A 13,911-nucleotide genomic window follows, 5' to 3' on the forward strand; every position below is an offset into this window, starting at 1 on the left:
TTTAACTTGACCAGTACAGAATTCAGAAAGCGATCAGCGCCAATGCTTGAAAAACTAATTGATGAGATGGAGGCTATCGAAGGCGGCTCCTATCCCTTTATGAAAATTGAGTCTTCAGACCTGAAAAAACTGCTGCCTTACACACCAAAAAACAGAAAGCAGGCACTACAGAGAGCCTTTGACCAGTATCTTGATGCTCACTCAATTGCCGAAACCAAGCACTGGCACGATGAAAACCCTTCAGACGGCAACCTGTTTTTTCCGGCAAGTTTTATTATTAAAAACCCGAATGGAGTAATTGCCAGAATGGAAGCCCTGAAGAAAGAGCTGAGCAGGTAAGCCAATTGGAACGGTTGTCACCGGAGAGGTGGTCTTCAAGTCCCATGCGGGCACTATCCGTGATCATTTCATAACGGATAACGAAAATGATAACGGATTAGTAAAAAAAAGCCCCGGCTTTTTCAACCCAGGGCCTACCTTTCGCTACGAACCTGATTGGACGTCAGAAGTTAACAGATAACGGAAGGTGACTATTTTCTACAATATGATTATTCATCTGTCAACCAGCAGCATTTATCGCACAATCGGCACGTCATCCCCCTCGCCCGAACATACGAAAGTGCATTCTGGACGGAGTGAAATGTGCCAATGAATTTCCTGAGAGGCTTAGGTGGAAGAATTCTGCAACTTCTTCTGTGAAGATAAAAAACACCGCCGCGCAATTCAACTATATAAAAATATTCACCCTGCATGCAGTATTCAATTTCCCACTTACTATTGTGAGCAAAAAAGTAACACTGCACTTCCGAACGAACTCTAAACCCCGGAAATAAAAAAGCTCACCGAAGTGAGCCTGGATAATTGCTGAAAAAATGTGACTTATTTGAAGTGCGGTGTCGGGTGCCTCCCGATGGGTCAGGAAAGCCAGAACCTGACCCGCCTACACGACCACATACACAGTCTGGCTTGGCCCCTCCGCAAAGGGGGATTCACCGCACGGCCGAAAACTTAGCAGCCATGTCGAATAATATCAACGTGTAATCTTGTGTTTCTCTTCAGCAAAGTGCTTATCAATGTCATCATTGTCCGGCAATAATGCCCAGGCTATGTAGAAACTGTTAGGTGCGAATTCTTCCATTCCCCAGGCGTAAATCCCGACATGCCACACTTCACCGTCGTCTTCAAATACATGGATGGTACCTTCGTGCCAGCCGTCGCACAGGTTATAAACCAACGCATTCTTGCCAGCCATTTCAGCGGTTGGCTTTTCACTGGCCGGACGGAAGATTACCTGGTGAGCGAGATGTTGTGACATGTCACACCTCATATGCAGAAAAACCCCGCCGATTAGCGAGGTTTCGAATGTGTCAGTGGCGCATGCGTAAATCCCCCACTATTAGAAAAGAATACGCCATTTTCAGACAAATTCAACTTTAATTTGTCCAGGATTAACAAGGCAACATTTTCGTCGTTATAAACTTTGATACTGCTGGCTGCCAATCTATCATGAGGTAAGAGCTTAACACTCTGAATTAATTCTGGAATCTACCCCCCTTAATAAGGATTTTTATGAGCTGGAACAAATCTGCTGCTATCACCTATCTGAGGTCGCATGCGCTGGGAAGCTCTCATCATGAGTGCGCTAAATATACCCGCAAGGCAATCGAAGCTGGTGGAATACGGCTGGAACGGACCCATAATGCAAAAGATTATGGACCAATACTGTTACGTGCAGGGTTCAGCGAAGTACCTCAGGGCTCCACACTCATCTCTGGCGATGTTGCTGTAATTCAACCTTACCAGGGCGGTAATCCGAGCGGTCACATGACGATGTACGATGGCACCAGATGGATTTCCGACTTTTCACAACGCAGCATGTACCCAGGTCCGGGTTACAGGAAAATGCACCCTGACTTTAAAATTTACCGGATGCACTGATGAGAAAAATAATTATCGCCATGTTGTGTGCTTTTTCAGTATGCGCCCTCGCCAGTACGGAGAAGGATGCCGCAGCACAGGCTAAAGCGTTCTATATCTCCTACCTGACATCTCTCGCCAGCGATACCGGGGACAACTTTCCACGGGCAGAACTTCAGAAGTACGTCGCAGCGCAAACAATAAAGCGGATCGAGGAAGTCCAGAAAATACCTGAACAAGAGTTGCTTGAATCTGACTATTTCACTTACTGTCAGGATTACGACCCGGCCTGGATTCCCTCACTTCGGGTAGGCGATGCAGAGGCGACGCCTGATGGTAACGAAATCGTCCAGGTATGGTTAGGTGTCGAAAATGGCCAAAAGTTACACCTCGAAGCTTTTATGAGACAGGAAGATGCTCACTGGAAAATTTATCGTGTCAGGGATGTAACCAATAATTTTGAGCATCCAATTTTTAATGACTCTGCAATCAGGCATATCGCCAGCAACAATGGCCTGAGACCGTAGTTCCACGTTTAAGAATAATTGCTTTGACGAATCCGCCCGGTACAGGGCGGAATAATTAAGTTAACTACCGGGTAATTTTACTGAATTCCGCGTCAGCGTGGTTTTCTTCAATCTCGCATTTCGCAACCAGCTTTTCAAAAAATGGCCTCCAGTTACGGTTCCACGTTCGTTCATTTAAATCTGGGATCATTACCGAAACTGCGCGATAAGCTCTGGTGCCAGGCATGCGCTTAAATCCTCGCCCTGAGCAGCGCTCACACTCCCTGTCTACCGGTGCACCCTGTCGTGCCGATTCAGCAAGGTCACGTACCCGCCCTGTGCCGTTACAGCGGCAACGCGCGGTTACCTTGCCCTTCCCTGCGCAGTGCTGGCAGCGTTCCTCCACAAGCTCTGTTTCGGTGCGCGGCGCTATCACCTCTTCCCCGGTGAAGCTGTTAACGTACCCGGCGTACTTCACGACATCCCGCTGAACCTTGTTAAAACCGGTACCGCTGCAATGCTGGCAGTTGCTGGTTGTGGCCGCTGAACGGGAATACTCCTCAAACGCCAGCTTTGAAAGGACGACCAGACATTTCCCAAGCTGACTGCCAGCAGCCTTAGCCACCAGCTTTGGCACGGTGCGGTGTGCATAGCTCAGCAGCTGTTCGATAGTCCGGTAGCGGTCATCGTTGCTGACGCCAGTTTTAGCCATGTACGCCGCCATCCCGAACGGTGACTTGGACTGACACATTCCGATCGCCCCCATCAGGTCTGTACCCGTCAGGTTATCGGTCGCGGTCGCGCGGGAACTGTCCGTAAACGCCTGGCTTTTGGGGCTGAAGTATTTCACTGCGGATTCAAGTTTCATGCTTTCCCCTTCGATTCGTAACGTGCTGCCACTAATGCCATTGATACAATCATTCGGCTGTATGCCATATGCAGGTCCACCAGCCGATCCATCCAGATCCCTACAGGTCCGGTATAGCCGCCGTGAGCCTGACGGATATACTGCTCAATCGTGTGTTGGTCTTCTTTTGTGAGTTCCACTATGCGGCCACCTTTTTGTAAAAGACCTGCTCGCGAACCTGTTCGCCGTTCTGGATGAGGTCGTTAAAATCGCCGGAATCCGGCCAGCGTACCGTTACTTTCTGAATGTCATTCCTCGCAACCAGGTTAACGTGTGCGCATTCAAATGCTGCTGAATGGCCGGTAGCGGAATTCAGATCCATATCTGCAAAAATAATCAGGTGCATTACACCAGGCGGCGCAATGAACTTTTTCATAAACCCTGCGTTCGCCGTGGACCAGGTATTTACGCCGTAAAGCTGCTTACATGACAGTGCTGTTTCGATCCCTTCAGCAATGCCCAATGTTGACGCAACAGGGAATAGTCTGATCGCCACAGAACGGGTATGTTTCAGATAGTTGTCATTCTGGAGGCTGTCCGTTTTTTTGTTCGGAATAACATCAGCTTTTTTATTGCCATCCAGATAAGTGCGGTGCAGGTAACACAGAGTGGCTTTCTCGTCAGTCATTAGGGAGCACATAGCCTGAAGATTCAGACCATGATATTTCTGCCTGCTGCCATAACGCACATCGTTAGCAGGTAGCGCATAAATACCGCGTCCATTGAGATACTGCTCAGCTGGTGTATTTTTTAGTTGTGGCAGGCGGGGAAAATTCGCCAGAACACGTTCACGATACTGGTCAACGGTAGCGGCTTCTTTCGGTACGTTCTGACCTTGCTCACGACGGAAACCAATAATCTGGTCAACCTCATCCATTAACGTCTTGATGTCTTTACCCTGCGTGCGGGTAAGAAGATGCCAGCCATCTCCGCGATCACAGGTGCAGATAAACGTTCCCCGGCCCTCCAGATCGTCACACCTGTATTTTCCTTTCGCGCCGCACAAGGGACATTTCCCTTTGAAATGGCGTTTCCCGGTCACCGGAGGAAGGCCATAATGATTAAGGATTTTCGGCCACTGCCCGACTGCTGCTTCCCGCGTATTCATGCTTTACCTCTTTCTGCCAGTGTTCTTTCCATCGTTTTTTTAAGCTCTTTCACATGCTCTTTTGCTGTATTGATGCTGACTGGCCGTGCCAGTGAGAATTCTTCCGGCTCAGGGTTAACTGGTCTCTTTTTGGCGAATTTAATCTGCTTCCATTTGATGAAGTTGTTAACTTCAGGTGAGATCTGCATAGGGTTATCGTGGAGGCTGCGCGGCCATACGCCGAACTTGTCGTGAAAGGTGTGCTTGCACCAGCCATCACTTACGGGCTTGCCGCTCATAGCCCGCTGACGCTGATAGAAGCGAAGCTGTGACCACCAGTTCTGCATTTCCTCCCGGGTAAATTCGCGTGTTTTTCCATTCATCCGGGAAAGATCGCGGCTGGTATCCGTCTCCACATCATCACCGCCAACAGGTTTGAATCCGCATTTCGGGCAGACGTAAACCCCGGCAGGCTTCATAAAATGGCACTGTGTGCATTCTCTGGGCTTTTTTTCCGTCTTCTCGGTTTCTTTGCGGGAGCCTGACTTTTTCTCTCCGTCTCTGGAAGAAGGCAATTCGTTGTATTCGATGCTGTCAGGGAATCCCAGACGATGAACACTTCCACTGTGATCCAGAATGAGGCAGGTTTCTTTGCCCTGCGCAGTACGAAGTCCCCGGCCTAACGCCTGACACCAGCGGATTTCTGATTTGGTTGGGCGGGCGTAAATGATGCAGCGAACATCGCTGTCGAAGCCGGCGGTCAGGACAGAAACGTTAACTATCACTTTCGTTGCCCCCTGGGCGAAGCGATGGAAAATCATTTCTCGTTCTTCACTTGGGGTTTCAGCGATCACCCGTTCTGCGTTGATACCACAACGAAGAAACTCATTAGTTATGAAGCCAGCGTGATCCTGGTTAACGCAGAAGCAAATTGTCGGCAGGTCATGAGCATGACGAAGCCAGCTTTTAACAATGTCACCAACCAGATCCGCACCGCACATAATTTCTGCCAGATCCCCATCGGTATAATCGCTACCAAACTCTTCTGACTTCTTCGGACGAATGCCGGAGAGATCTGGCTTTGAAGGGGCAAAAAACTCATACCCGCTCAGATCACCGCGCTGGATCAGTTCCTTCATTGTCGTGGGCTTAATGAGGCGCTTATAGTATTTCCCCAGAAAGGGTGAGAATGGCGTTCCCGACAGGCCAATAACCTTTACGTTCGTCTTTTCAGTGAGGTGCTTAATGACTCCCAGCAACTGGGCGCGGCGTATATGCGCCTCATCGACAATCAGCAAATCGATGTTGTCAGGGAAATTACGGCGGATCAACGTGTCAGCTGAAGCAATCTGGATCTTCTTCTCCGGGTCGTAATTGGGATGGTTACTCCAGATGTAGCCGATCTCGTCTTCTGGCAGACCGTACTGCACAAAGCGAGCGGCAGTCTGGGTTACCAGAGTGATATACGGTGCACAGAACAAAACCCGCATTCCCCGCGATACGAACCCATCAACGATAAACGCCGCCATCCCCGTTTTACCGGCACCCGTTGGCGCATAGACCATGAACGAGTTGTGCTGCTTCCAGTCGCGACGTAACATATCCAGTGCGCGTTTCTGAGCGAAATTCTCAGTTATGTTAAGCATTGTTGTTCTCCCGGCAGACTGGCGCGAATTTACTCGCCAAAGTGTTGCGCGTCGGTTCTGCCTCTTCCTGCCGATATTTATTGATAACCTTCCTGGCCGCGCTTTTCTGAGCCCTGGTCAGATATTTCCCGCCACGGAAATAACGGCTCAGTCCATTGATAAAATCGTATTCCCACCGGCTTAGCCCCTGACATCCGAAAGCCGTCATGACGCGCTCCAGCTTCACAATGAAATACTCATCTTTTTCTTTCAGCCTTCTGTCCTCTACGTACATCAGAGCCACCTTTTAGTTTTTGCTCAGCCAGGAACATAGCCCTGACCTGATTTCATATTTAGCCATTTAGACGGCTGTCTGTTTCTGGGTAACCCCTACAGTGATCTATGTAACTAAGGTGCCTTCCCTCTGGCTAAGCCTTCCCTAACACCCCTTTCAAAGATCACCCCCCCTTACCCCCCCTAGAAAGTTTTCCCCTCTTCCCCGCGTACTGCCAAACTAGTACAAACATACGTACTACCTAACTAGTACAGAAAACTATCTGGGTGGTATTCGCTAGCAGATCACCTCCTTTGGTTTTTCCACTAACCCCATAGCTGCACGGTGATACCGCTCCACAAACAACCGGAGCCGGGTATTAGCCTCATGCCGTGCACGATTCTCCTGGCGGAACGAGACAGGCTCAGCGTCAAATGTCTCCTGGTACACAACCGCGTAATTCAGGGCGATTTTCTGACGCATTGACGGTGACAGCTTCGCCATCTGCTCCTGTATCCACGTGGCATCTTCCGGCACAAATACGGATGGCATCACAGTACGGAAGTAATCAGGCGTCATAGCAGACTCCCCTTGCGCTCTCTGCGCTTGCGGGTTGTGGCCTTGCTGGCGTGGAACCGCACCCACTGCCGGGCCTCATGCAAGAGATCATCGAACATGCGCCCCTTCCTGCTTGCCTGTGAGCTGCGGCGGTAGTAGTCCAGTGCAGCGGTAGCCCCCCCCCTGTGCGACCTCGTCAGAGACGCCCTCAGAGGCCAGAATCGTGATGATGTTTTTGCGAATAAAATCATCGGGAAGCATTCAGCACCTCCCGCAGGTCGATTATCTGCCGCTGATTCCAGTCTCTTACCGCGTCCTCGCGGCTGTCAGGGAACTGACGAGGTTCGCAGATGGTGCAGGCAACGTAATAGGCGTCATCTCCACCAGCAAAGCGGGAGACACGATTCAGGCGGACTTCCGACGTTCCACATTCAGGGCATGATTCAAGTGGCACAGAGCTTGAAACGATTGAAATGCGTTGAGCCGTTTCATTCAGCGCCGTCAGGTCAGATGGTTTCATGAGCGCACCTCCAATAACGCTTTGGTTACATCCACTTTAAGTTTCTTCATCGCCTCAGCATCGCGGCCACGAATAATGCGGTGGATGTAATCGAACTGTGCTTCATTGAGCAGATAGTTAACTCGTGGGCGCCCAAGTCCGATTCCGCAGGTGTTCCTGGGCAAATCCCCCATTACCTCCAGTTCCTTCTGATGTCTCTTGATAGTTGCCATCAAGCTTTCATGCTGAATTCCTGCGCGCTGAGAAATTACACGCGAATCGATACGCGCTTCCTTCCTGTGCTGCACCAGAATTTCTGTGCTGACATTGCTCATGGCTGAGCCTCCTGTGCGGGGGCTGGATGGGGGAAGAGCGTTGGGAGATCGGGGCGCAACTCATGAGGCTGAACTTTGCCCGATACAGCTTTAACCAGCGTTGGCACATGCTCAGGGGAAATTTTCTTTTTCCCATTAAGCCAGTCGCAAATCGTTGATTGTGACTTTTTGCAAAGCTTAGCCAATTCGGACTGGCTACCAGCAAGTTCAATCGCTTTTGCCATACCTAAGTTCTTCATTAGATACCTCCAGAAAAGAATAAAATCATTTTAGCGATATTTTAGACTTAATCAATCGCTTTGGCGATTACTTGTGACTTTATCGCTTTGGCGATATGATCTATCAATCAAATCATGGAGCTAACAAAATGAACTTTTCTGAACGTTTAGATTTAGCAATGCGGCAAGCTGGATATACTCAAGGAAAACTCGCAAAGGCGGTCAACATGGCGCAGTCCAGCGTCAACAAGTTGCTAAATGGAGCAAGCGGATCTCGAAAAACAGTTGAAATAGCTAAAGCGTTAGGTGTTAGTCCTGAATGGTTGTCTACCGGGGCGGGTGAGATGGCTAAAACAGAGCCTTCTAACATACGAGAAACATCTCTTAAGGCCGCAATTTGGGAGGAAATGGACAGGGACGAGGATGAATTTGTGGAAATACCATTGCTTAATGTAGCTCTATCAGCTGGTGACGGTAGTTGTGAGTTAGAAGAATCATCTGATTTTGCGTTGGTATTTCGCAGATACTACTTAAAACGCATGGGCGTTCCTGAAAGCGCTGCAAAGCTTGTTCGGGTTAGCGGACAAAGCATGGAGCCCATGCTAAATGATGGTGATGTTGTGGGCATAAATCTCCAAGAAACTTCGATAAGAGATGGAAAAACCTACGCAATATGTCAAGCAGACTTGTTAAGAGTCAAAACTCTGATCGCAACACCAGAGTCGGTCATCATTCGCTCTTTAAACAGAGATGAATACCCTGACGAGGTTGTACCTCGATCTGACTTCAACCGAAATGTTCGAATAATTGGCAAGGTTTTTTGGTCTTCACATAGCTGGTAAGCTTCTCAACACCCGCCGTATGGGCGGGTTCCAATATTAAGTCATAAATATTTAACCAACAAATTCATGCCGTTATGAAATTATCGCCAAATAAATCGCTTTAGCGATTGACGGCGATATTCGCTTTACCTATTATCATCTCATCGGCAAACAACGGAGCCAGTGAGATGTTAAATATATTAACTACGCCCTCTAACAAAAACGAACCTGATGCAACAACTGCATTTGATATTCATCTCAAACTAAAAGCCAGCAAGAGCCATTGGTCATATTATTTTGCTGCGCAACCACATCAGAAAAATGCAAAATATGAACTTTGCACCAATTTTGTTGGCGTTATTTCATTTGCCCTTTACGAAAAAATTGATAACGGATTCGTATTAGTTGACTTCTTTGAAGATATCAAAGATGCCTGCCCCGACGCCATTAAAATACTTGATGAACACCCCGAAGCAAAAGCAGCCATATTAGGCTCTATGTTTCACGCAAGAAACCAATAAACACCAGAAAAATAATTCACAGCGCCTGCGCTGGGGATAACCGTAAAATTTTTTCGGAGCAATTAAGATGGTTAATAAAATTAAGTTCCATCACAAAAAAGAGTTACCACTGCATCGACTTCCATTTGTAGGGAAAGTAAAAGGGAGACACTGCCTTTCCTTTTGGGATATTCCTGATGCAGGTGGATATGCAGGAGGCAACACAACAGGCGCTGCCTTAGCGGTGATTTACCTGCGCCACTTACAAGAGCACGGCGCGTCAGTTGGCGGTTCGTTAGGGTCTATTACCGCAGACATGGCTGGAGTTGGTTTCTCAGATGAATTTGATTCCCGCAGGGGGCAGATCATAGGTTTTTTTAGCACTATCGAACCAATTCTCGCTGAATTATTGAAACGGTCAGGAATTGAATTCAAGTTGGACAACGATCAGTTATTACAGCGAGCCAACAAAGGGCTTAATGGATATTGGTGAGGACATTATATGTCATTCATAAAAGATAAAAACAAATATCGTCAGGCTCTGCTGATGCGTGACGCGGGCCAGTGGGTGCTGGCTGAATTATTCCTTCGTGCCGCATACGGGGTGAAGTGATGACCAGTCTTATTGAACGCAACCGGAACCGCGTTATAGACGCCACTATGACGCAGATTAATGTGCGCACCGGCACGAATCACACAGCGGTTAATTTGCCAGATGGTTCAGTAACCACTATCGAGGTGACAGCGGAAACGTTGCGTAAGGCGCTTATTAAGCTCTTTGAGAAACCAGCTTATGCAACCCGAAGTCATGCCGATGCCGAACAGCAGATTATCTCCAATTACAGCGCCTGCGTCACGCGCGACTTCGATAAGTTAACCGTGCATGGGAATGCGTTTATTCGTGTGCTGCTGGATAACCTGGTCGAACAGGCATTTTTTAGCAGGAGTATTAAATGAGCAATTTCAGAAAACATTATGACACCGCGCTCATGCTTGAACAGAAAGGATTCTTCCGCCGGGCTACAACCGTCTGGCGTCAGGCGCTGCGGGCTGCATGCGGCGAGGATGAAGAGAATGTTGCTTTTTCCGGTATTCGTCGCTGCTCATCTAATGCCAGATATAACGGAGGGACAGAAACATTATGACGCTCTCAGTTTTTAAAGCGCCTGAATGGGTAATTATCCAGGCAACGAAAAGGCTGGCGCAATATCGCAAGCGGCGAGTATTCCCCTGCCGCATACACGGTACCGGATATCTGAGCCTGAGAGTTAATCCGCGCTGGCGACTGCTATCACGGAATAACGGGAAAGATTGGCAGTTAATGACCCATGCGGTCTACAACAATATTAAGGATGGGAAATGAACGACATTGAACAAGAGAAAATATCTCAACTGGTGAAACAACTCCAGAACGCCATTGATAATTCTGGCGGGAAATTTAACCCACCAGCATGGATGCTTGATAAAACCCGTCCCGGAGATACCCCTCTCACTCAGGAAGAGGTATTTGAATTCGCGGAGTTTCAAACCCGGCAACTCAGAAATACTGCTGCATTGTATTACCTGAACCACTGTACCGAACGTTTTGGTTTCAACGATAAAGGGCAGAATGTTTTCTGTGCACCTGGCCTTATCGTTGAAATTGACCAGCAGGTTATAGAGGTTCTGCTTATCCACCAGATTGAAAGGTATCTGATTGAAGAGCGGCCTGAGGATAAATACCTGACACCGATGCGATTCTATATGGGTGACGAGATAAAACGGAAAGAAAACGGCTCTACGTGGCTCATTGACTTTATCGACGATGTTTTTATTTCAGGCGCGAAAGAACTTGCAAGCACTTTCGGCAACAACGGTATCACTTTTCACTGAGGAATAAACAATGGCTATGAAAACTCAAATTACCAATACCAAAAAGCAGACGATGATGAGCAGTAAAGAAATTGCCACATTGACTGGTAAGAATCCGAAAGATGTTATCCGTGATATTTGGGTAATGACAGAGAGCCTTTATGGCATCAAAAAAGATGGCGCAGATTTGCGTCATCATAAAAATCAGCAACTTACATTGGTTGATGGAGTAATCGTCTGCATTGATGGTCGAGGCTACGTCTCCGAGTTCCTGCTCGATCGCCGCCATACCGAAATTCTGATTACCGGTTATGACGTTAAACGTCGCGCGGCGGTTATTGACCGCTGGTTCAAGCTGGAATCCGGATCAGCACGCCCTGCGGCAGAACTGGACTGGCGTGATAACCCCGCCCACCTACGTAACATCCTCATTGGCTTCACAGAGCAGGTAGAGCTCGTTACTGCCGAGAGGAATGAAGCCATTCGCACCAAGGCCCAGATCAGCCGCAAACGCGAAGCCTCAGCCCTCGGAAAACTTAGTGCTGCTTCTCGCCGCTGCCGTGAGCTGGAAGAACGCCTGGGTGAAAGCGCCAAAGACGCCACCATCACCAAGGTTGAGAAGGCAACCGGACGTAAAGACGAGTTCAAGTTTATTGCCCTGCGCCGCTGGTGCAAAGAAAACGGCCAGCCTGCGCGTGATGTTGCTGATGAGCGCTGGGGGAGCGTCAAGTCATGGCCTGCAGGGGCATGGCTGGCGGTTTACGGAATCGATCTTAAAACACTTTTTGGGGGTAAATAACAATGCAAAAAATCAACTATGTCGTCACCTATATGGGCAATTATCCATGTGGCGGGTATCACCCGCTCATCGTCAAAACTGAGGCAACTGGCGTTGAATCCGCTATCTCCGCCGCGCAGAACGCTATCGAAGATGATCGCATTAAGGCCACCGACCTGACGCTACTCTCGGTCGTGCCTGAAACATGCCCGCCATCTACCGAAGATGTTAACGGCAATGGCGAGTTGAAGCCTTGCCCGTTCTGTGGAAACCCGCACGTCAGCCTGGTGGAAACGCTGAGGGAGCTGGACGGCGAAAACACCTACTTCGTGAACTGCGGATGTTGCAACGCTTCACAGCTTCCTGACAGCAAAGAGCGGGCTGTTCACGACTGGAACCAGCGCGAGGAGGCCCAGTAATGTTTATCCACACTGATTTGCTGCGTGCGGCCCTGTGCTGCGTTGCTGACGAAAAAGAAGAACGCGGATACCTGCGCGGGGTGCACATCACGCCTACCCACATTCAGGCGACTAATGGTCACGCCTGTGTATCGATGGAACACGGCGCAGATAATCCCATTGAAGGGGTGTTCATTATCAACGGCACAATTCCAGATGAGGCCGAGGGAACGTTTATCAAGCCCCTGTACGGGACTCTGGTGGCCGAGCACGTAACGGAAGATAACCAGGTGATCGGGCGCAGCAACCTTGATCTGGTACTGTGCCGATATCCTGACTTCAGCAAACTGCTTCCGGCCACACCAGAGCCATCCGACCTGTTGCCCATTTTCCAGGCTAAATACCTTGCCCTGCCCCAGCAGATGTTCGGTAAGGATTTCATCGTGGCAGTCATGCTTAAGTCGTGGGGGCATGAAAAACCCTGCCAGCTCATTTTCGACAAGGCTGTTAACCAGCTTTACGGCAATCCCTTCGTGGTGATTATGCCAATGCGCCCTCAAACCTTCGAACGACTGGAGGCGGCCTTCGATGAAGAAAGTAACTGAGCTGGTCATCTGGACGCTGATTTTCATGGCTGCGGCAGGTATGGCCTTATTCAGCATGCTGCTGGGGCTGATTGTTATGTTGGCTAGGTACATCAAATGAAATTTAACTATCAGGACCACGGCGCAGTCGCAAGCCTGACCATCACCAGCACCGCCTTCGAGTTTCGCAGGCACAACCGGGCGGTCGATGCTGCCCTACTGTCCACCAGCAGTCTGATTTCTGAGCGTAAAGGCTGCTTCTTCATGAAGTCGGTGCTGACCGGCAGAACGCCGGAAATGATGCGGGCTTATAAGGTTGCGGGACGGGAGGCGGCGCGATGAAAGTCATCACCAAAAATTTCCGGCTGAATGCCCTAGCTAACAGCTACTCAACCGCCATTTTAGAGCACGTCTGCAAACAGAATGGCGGCCCACACTTCCAGATCATTGCCAACGGGTACCCGGTCACCATTCAGATTGTCGGTGGCGTATCCGGCGTGCGGCAGCTGGTCGATGCCTACTACTTTGAGGCTTTAAAGCTGAACTATCAGGGGTGGGAAGCGCTTGGCATCGCCACCATCAGCCAGTGCCTAATCAATGGCTCCGAGCTCACCAGCAAGGGAAAGGAAGTCTGGGAAAGCATGATTGCCGACATGGGCGCATCTGTTGAAGGGGGACCGAATGCAAGTTGATTTAAATGACCCGCTGGTTAAGGCCAGCGTCAGTATCGATGACGGGCGCGACTGGAAGGATTGGCTGGTATGGGATGCCAAAAAGAACTACCGGCGCAGCATGGGTATTTATGAACCGGAGCCAGCGCGGCCACAGGTAGCACAGGTAAAGATCGAACCGAAGAAGAAGAACCGTAAGCCTGGACGCCGGGCGGTCCAACAGCCACCAGAGGGAATGTGATGGATACCAGAAACTGGAAATGCCTGATTGGCATGCACCAATACAGCGAAACGCTCAAAACCGGCAGGTACCGCGTTGGTGGAGTTTATTACACAGATGAAGACGGAGTCTTTTATACAAAGTAGACTGGCCCCCTGAATC

Annotated in this window: 26 protein-coding genes; 16 read left to right on the top strand and 10 right to left on the bottom strand. The window is 49.3% G+C overall.

Annotated elements, in window-relative coordinates; all coding sequences use genetic code 11:
• Positions 1-339, top strand: a 339-nt coding sequence (locus tag NG99_RS29725; protein ID WP_198138804.1) for a hypothetical protein, incomplete at its 5' end; no start/stop codon positions are given.
• Between the two features lie 691 nt (positions 340-1,030).
• On the opposite strand, the gene NG99_RS16945 is transcribed toward NG99_RS29725, so the two are convergent.
• Positions 1,031-1,315: a hypothetical protein gene (locus NG99_RS16945; RefSeq protein WP_034895498.1), complete on the bottom strand. Its 285-nt coding sequence runs from the start codon at positions 1,313-1,315 to the stop codon at positions 1,031-1,033.
• Positions 1,316-1,569: 254 nt separating this feature from the next.
• Here NG99_RS16945 and NG99_RS28345 point away from each other — a divergent pair, with 254 nt between their 5' ends.
• Positions 1,570-1,938, top strand: coding sequence for a hypothetical protein (locus tag NG99_RS28345; RefSeq protein ID WP_072017610.1), 369 nt, complete (start codon positions 1,570-1,572; stop codon positions 1,936-1,938).
• Positions 1,938-2,444, top strand: coding sequence for a YbjP/YqhG family protein (locus NG99_RS16950; RefSeq protein WP_034895500.1), 507 nt, complete (start codon positions 1,938-1,940; stop codon positions 2,442-2,444). The genes NG99_RS28345 and NG99_RS16950 overlap by 1 nt, the downstream gene beginning before the upstream one ends.
• 64 nt (positions 2,445-2,508) lie before the next feature.
• Here NG99_RS16950 and NG99_RS16955 read toward each other — a convergent pair whose 3' ends face one another.
• The 9 genes from NG99_RS16955 to NG99_RS16995 form a co-directional block, all read right to left on the bottom strand.
• The gene (locus NG99_RS16955; RefSeq protein ID WP_034895502.1) at positions 2,509-3,291 is read right to left on the bottom strand and encodes an antitermination protein Q; all 783 of its coding nucleotides are present in this window, start codon (positions 3,289-3,291) and stop codon (positions 2,509-2,511) included.
• Positions 3,288-3,470, bottom strand: coding sequence for a hypothetical protein (locus NG99_RS16960; RefSeq protein WP_034895504.1), 183 nt, complete (start codon positions 3,468-3,470; stop codon positions 3,288-3,290). The genes NG99_RS16955 and NG99_RS16960 overlap by 4 nt, the downstream gene beginning before the upstream one ends.
• The gene (locus NG99_RS16965; RefSeq protein ID WP_034895506.1) at positions 3,470-4,438 is read right to left on the bottom strand and encodes a DUF7146 domain-containing protein; all 969 of its coding nucleotides are present in this window, start codon (positions 4,436-4,438) and stop codon (positions 3,470-3,472) included. Before NG99_RS16965 ends, NG99_RS16960 begins: the two co-directional genes overlap by 1 nt.
• The gene (locus NG99_RS16970; RefSeq protein WP_034895508.1) at positions 4,435-6,063 is read right to left on the bottom strand and encodes a DEAD/DEAH box helicase; all 1,629 of its coding nucleotides are present in this window, start codon (positions 6,061-6,063) and stop codon (positions 4,435-4,437) included. The genes NG99_RS16965 and NG99_RS16970 overlap by 4 nt, the downstream gene beginning before the upstream one ends.
• Positions 6,056-6,337, bottom strand: a complete 282-nt coding sequence (locus NG99_RS16975; protein ID WP_034895509.1) for a hypothetical protein — start codon at positions 6,335-6,337, stop codon at positions 6,056-6,058. Before NG99_RS16975 ends, NG99_RS16970 begins: the two co-directional genes overlap by 8 nt.
• 276 nt (positions 6,338-6,613) lie before the next feature.
• The gene (locus tag NG99_RS16980; protein WP_034895511.1) at positions 6,614-6,895 is read right to left on the bottom strand and encodes a hypothetical protein; all 282 of its coding nucleotides are present in this window, start codon (positions 6,893-6,895) and stop codon (positions 6,614-6,616) included.
• A 226-nt stretch (positions 6,896-7,121) separates the two neighbouring features.
• Positions 7,122-7,394, bottom strand: a complete 273-nt coding sequence (locus tag NG99_RS16985) for a hypothetical protein (RefSeq protein ID WP_052130757.1) — start codon at positions 7,392-7,394, stop codon at positions 7,122-7,124.
• Positions 7,391-7,708 (bottom strand): Rha family transcriptional regulator, encoded by a 318-nt coding sequence (locus NG99_RS16990; protein ID WP_052130758.1) that lies wholly within the window; start codon positions 7,706-7,708, stop codon positions 7,391-7,393. Before NG99_RS16990 ends, NG99_RS16985 begins: the two co-directional genes overlap by 4 nt.
• A complete protein-coding gene (locus NG99_RS16995; RefSeq protein WP_034895513.1) occupies positions 7,705-7,947 on the bottom strand; it encodes a transcriptional regulator in 243 nt (80 codons plus the stop codon). Before NG99_RS16995 ends, NG99_RS16990 begins: the two co-directional genes overlap by 4 nt.
• A gap of 128 nt (positions 7,948-8,075) precedes the next feature.
• Here NG99_RS16995 and NG99_RS17000 point away from each other — a divergent pair, with 128 nt between their 5' ends.
• The 13 genes from NG99_RS17000 to NG99_RS17060 all read left to right on the top strand — a co-directional run bounded on the left by NG99_RS17000 (position 8,076) and on the right by NG99_RS17060 (position 13,770).
• A complete protein-coding gene (locus tag NG99_RS17000) occupies positions 8,076-8,768 on the top strand; it encodes a LexA family transcriptional regulator (RefSeq protein WP_034895515.1) in 693 nt (230 codons plus the stop codon).
• A gap of 167 nt (positions 8,769-8,935) precedes the next feature.
• Positions 8,936-9,268, top strand: a complete 333-nt coding sequence (locus NG99_RS17005; protein ID WP_034895517.1) for a hypothetical protein — start codon at positions 8,936-8,938, stop codon at positions 9,266-9,268.
• 67 nt (positions 9,269-9,335) lie between these two features.
• Positions 9,336-9,740 (top strand): hypothetical protein, encoded by a 405-nt coding sequence (locus NG99_RS17010; protein ID WP_034895519.1) that lies wholly within the window; start codon positions 9,336-9,338, stop codon positions 9,738-9,740.
• A gap of 119 nt (positions 9,741-9,859) precedes the next feature.
• On the top strand, positions 9,860-10,204 hold the full coding sequence (locus NG99_RS17015) for a hypothetical protein (protein ID WP_034895520.1): 345 nt from the start codon (positions 9,860-9,862) through the stop codon (positions 10,202-10,204).
• Positions 10,201-10,392, top strand: coding sequence for a hypothetical protein (locus NG99_RS17020; RefSeq protein WP_034895522.1), 192 nt, complete (start codon positions 10,201-10,203; stop codon positions 10,390-10,392). The genes NG99_RS17015 and NG99_RS17020 overlap by 4 nt, the downstream gene beginning before the upstream one ends.
• Positions 10,389-10,610 (top strand): ParE family toxin-like protein, encoded by a 222-nt coding sequence (locus NG99_RS30495; protein ID WP_034895524.1) that lies wholly within the window; start codon positions 10,389-10,391, stop codon positions 10,608-10,610. The genes NG99_RS17020 and NG99_RS30495 overlap by 4 nt, the downstream gene beginning before the upstream one ends.
• Positions 10,607-11,119, top strand: a complete 513-nt coding sequence (locus tag NG99_RS17030; protein WP_034895526.1) for a hypothetical protein — start codon at positions 10,607-10,609, stop codon at positions 11,117-11,119. Before NG99_RS30495 ends, NG99_RS17030 begins: the two co-directional genes overlap by 4 nt.
• 10 nt (positions 11,120-11,129) lie before the next feature.
• Positions 11,130-11,897, top strand: coding sequence for a Rha family transcriptional regulator (locus NG99_RS28350; RefSeq protein WP_034895527.1), 768 nt, complete (start codon positions 11,130-11,132; stop codon positions 11,895-11,897).
• 2 nt (positions 11,898-11,899) lie between these two features.
• Positions 11,900-12,295, top strand: a complete 396-nt coding sequence (locus tag NG99_RS28915; protein ID WP_232298340.1) for a Lar family restriction alleviation protein — start codon at positions 11,900-11,902, stop codon at positions 12,293-12,295.
• The gene (locus tag NG99_RS27660) at positions 12,295-12,879 is read left to right on the top strand and encodes a hypothetical protein (protein ID WP_052130759.1); all 585 of its coding nucleotides are present in this window, start codon (positions 12,295-12,297) and stop codon (positions 12,877-12,879) included. Before NG99_RS28915 ends, NG99_RS27660 begins: the two co-directional genes overlap by 1 nt.
• Before the next feature lie 96 nt (positions 12,880-12,975).
• Complete coding sequence (locus NG99_RS17050; protein WP_034895529.1) at positions 12,976-13,200, top strand: hypothetical protein; 225 nt, start codon at positions 12,976-12,978, stop codon at positions 13,198-13,200.
• Positions 13,197-13,550 (top strand): hypothetical protein, encoded by a 354-nt coding sequence (locus tag NG99_RS17055; protein WP_034895531.1) that lies wholly within the window; start codon positions 13,197-13,199, stop codon positions 13,548-13,550. The genes NG99_RS17050 and NG99_RS17055 overlap by 4 nt, the downstream gene beginning before the upstream one ends.
• Positions 13,540-13,770: a hypothetical protein gene (locus NG99_RS17060; protein WP_034895532.1), complete on the top strand. Its 231-nt coding sequence runs from the start codon at positions 13,540-13,542 to the stop codon at positions 13,768-13,770. Before NG99_RS17055 ends, NG99_RS17060 begins: the two co-directional genes overlap by 11 nt.
• The last annotated feature ends 141 nt before the right edge of the window (positions 13,771-13,911 follow it).

Origin of the sequence: Erwinia typographi, assembly GCF_000773975.1 — a bacterium.
Lineage (GTDB): Bacteria > Pseudomonadota > Gammaproteobacteria > Enterobacterales > Enterobacteriaceae > Erwinia > Erwinia typographi.

What these genes read in the sequence shown, in the direction of transcription:
- NG99_RS16945 (WP_034895498.1), bottom strand. Translation starts at nt 1,315, where the DNA reads ATGTCACAACATCTCGCTCACCAGGTAATCTTCCGTCCGGCCAGTGAA.
- NG99_RS28345 (WP_072017610.1), top strand. Translation starts at nt 1,570, where the DNA reads ATGAGCTGGAACAAATCTGCTGCTATCACCTATCTGAGGTCGCATGCG.
- NG99_RS16950 (WP_034895500.1), top strand. Translation starts at nt 1,938, where the DNA reads ATGAGAAAAATAATTATCGCCATGTTGTGTGCTTTTTCAGTATGCGCC.
- NG99_RS16955 (WP_034895502.1), bottom strand. Translation starts at nt 3,291, where the DNA reads ATGAAACTTGAATCCGCAGTGAAATACTTCAGCCCCAAAAGCCAGGCG.
- NG99_RS16965 (WP_034895506.1), bottom strand. Translation starts at nt 4,438, where the DNA reads ATGAATACGCGGGAAGCAGCAGTCGGGCAGTGGCCGAAAATCCTTAAT.
- NG99_RS16970 (WP_034895508.1), bottom strand. Translation starts at nt 6,063, where the DNA reads ATGCTTAACATAACTGAGAATTTCGCTCAGAAACGCGCACTGGATATG.
- NG99_RS16975 (WP_034895509.1), bottom strand. Translation starts at nt 6,337, where the DNA reads ATGTACGTAGAGGACAGAAGGCTGAAAGAAAAAGATGAGTATTTCATT.
- NG99_RS16980 (WP_034895511.1), bottom strand. Translation starts at nt 6,895, where the DNA reads ATGACGCCTGATTACTTCCGTACTGTGATGCCATCCGTATTTGTGCCG.
- NG99_RS16985 (WP_052130757.1), bottom strand. Translation starts at nt 7,394, where the DNA reads ATGAAACCATCTGACCTGACGGCGCTGAATGAAACGGCTCAACGCATT.
- NG99_RS16990 (WP_052130758.1), bottom strand. Translation starts at nt 7,708, where the DNA reads ATGAGCAATGTCAGCACAGAAATTCTGGTGCAGCACAGGAAGGAAGCG.
- NG99_RS16995 (WP_034895513.1), bottom strand. Translation starts at nt 7,947, where the DNA reads ATGAAGAACTTAGGTATGGCAAAAGCGATTGAACTTGCTGGTAGCCAG.
- NG99_RS17000 (WP_034895515.1), top strand. Translation starts at nt 8,076, where the DNA reads ATGAACTTTTCTGAACGTTTAGATTTAGCAATGCGGCAAGCTGGATAT.
- NG99_RS17005 (WP_034895517.1), top strand. Translation starts at nt 8,936, where the DNA reads ATGTTAAATATATTAACTACGCCCTCTAACAAAAACGAACCTGATGCA.
- NG99_RS17010 (WP_034895519.1), top strand. Translation starts at nt 9,336, where the DNA reads ATGGTTAATAAAATTAAGTTCCATCACAAAAAAGAGTTACCACTGCAT.
- NG99_RS17015 (WP_034895520.1), top strand. Translation starts at nt 9,860, where the DNA reads ATGACCAGTCTTATTGAACGCAACCGGAACCGCGTTATAGACGCCACT.
- NG99_RS17020 (WP_034895522.1), top strand. Translation starts at nt 10,201, where the DNA reads ATGAGCAATTTCAGAAAACATTATGACACCGCGCTCATGCTTGAACAG.
- NG99_RS30495 (WP_034895524.1), top strand. Translation starts at nt 10,389, where the DNA reads ATGACGCTCTCAGTTTTTAAAGCGCCTGAATGGGTAATTATCCAGGCA.
- NG99_RS17030 (WP_034895526.1), top strand. Translation starts at nt 10,607, where the DNA reads ATGAACGACATTGAACAAGAGAAAATATCTCAACTGGTGAAACAACTC.
- NG99_RS28350 (WP_034895527.1), top strand. Translation starts at nt 11,130, where the DNA reads ATGGCTATGAAAACTCAAATTACCAATACCAAAAAGCAGACGATGATG.
- NG99_RS28915 (WP_232298340.1), top strand. Translation starts at nt 11,900, where the DNA reads ATGCAAAAAATCAACTATGTCGTCACCTATATGGGCAATTATCCATGT.
- NG99_RS27660 (WP_052130759.1), top strand. Translation starts at nt 12,295, where the DNA reads ATGTTTATCCACACTGATTTGCTGCGTGCGGCCCTGTGCTGCGTTGCT.
- NG99_RS17050 (WP_034895529.1), top strand. Translation starts at nt 12,976, where the DNA reads ATGAAATTTAACTATCAGGACCACGGCGCAGTCGCAAGCCTGACCATC.
- NG99_RS17055 (WP_034895531.1), top strand. Translation starts at nt 13,197, where the DNA reads ATGAAAGTCATCACCAAAAATTTCCGGCTGAATGCCCTAGCTAACAGC.
- NG99_RS17060 (WP_034895532.1), top strand. Translation starts at nt 13,540, where the DNA reads ATGCAAGTTGATTTAAATGACCCGCTGGTTAAGGCCAGCGTCAGTATC.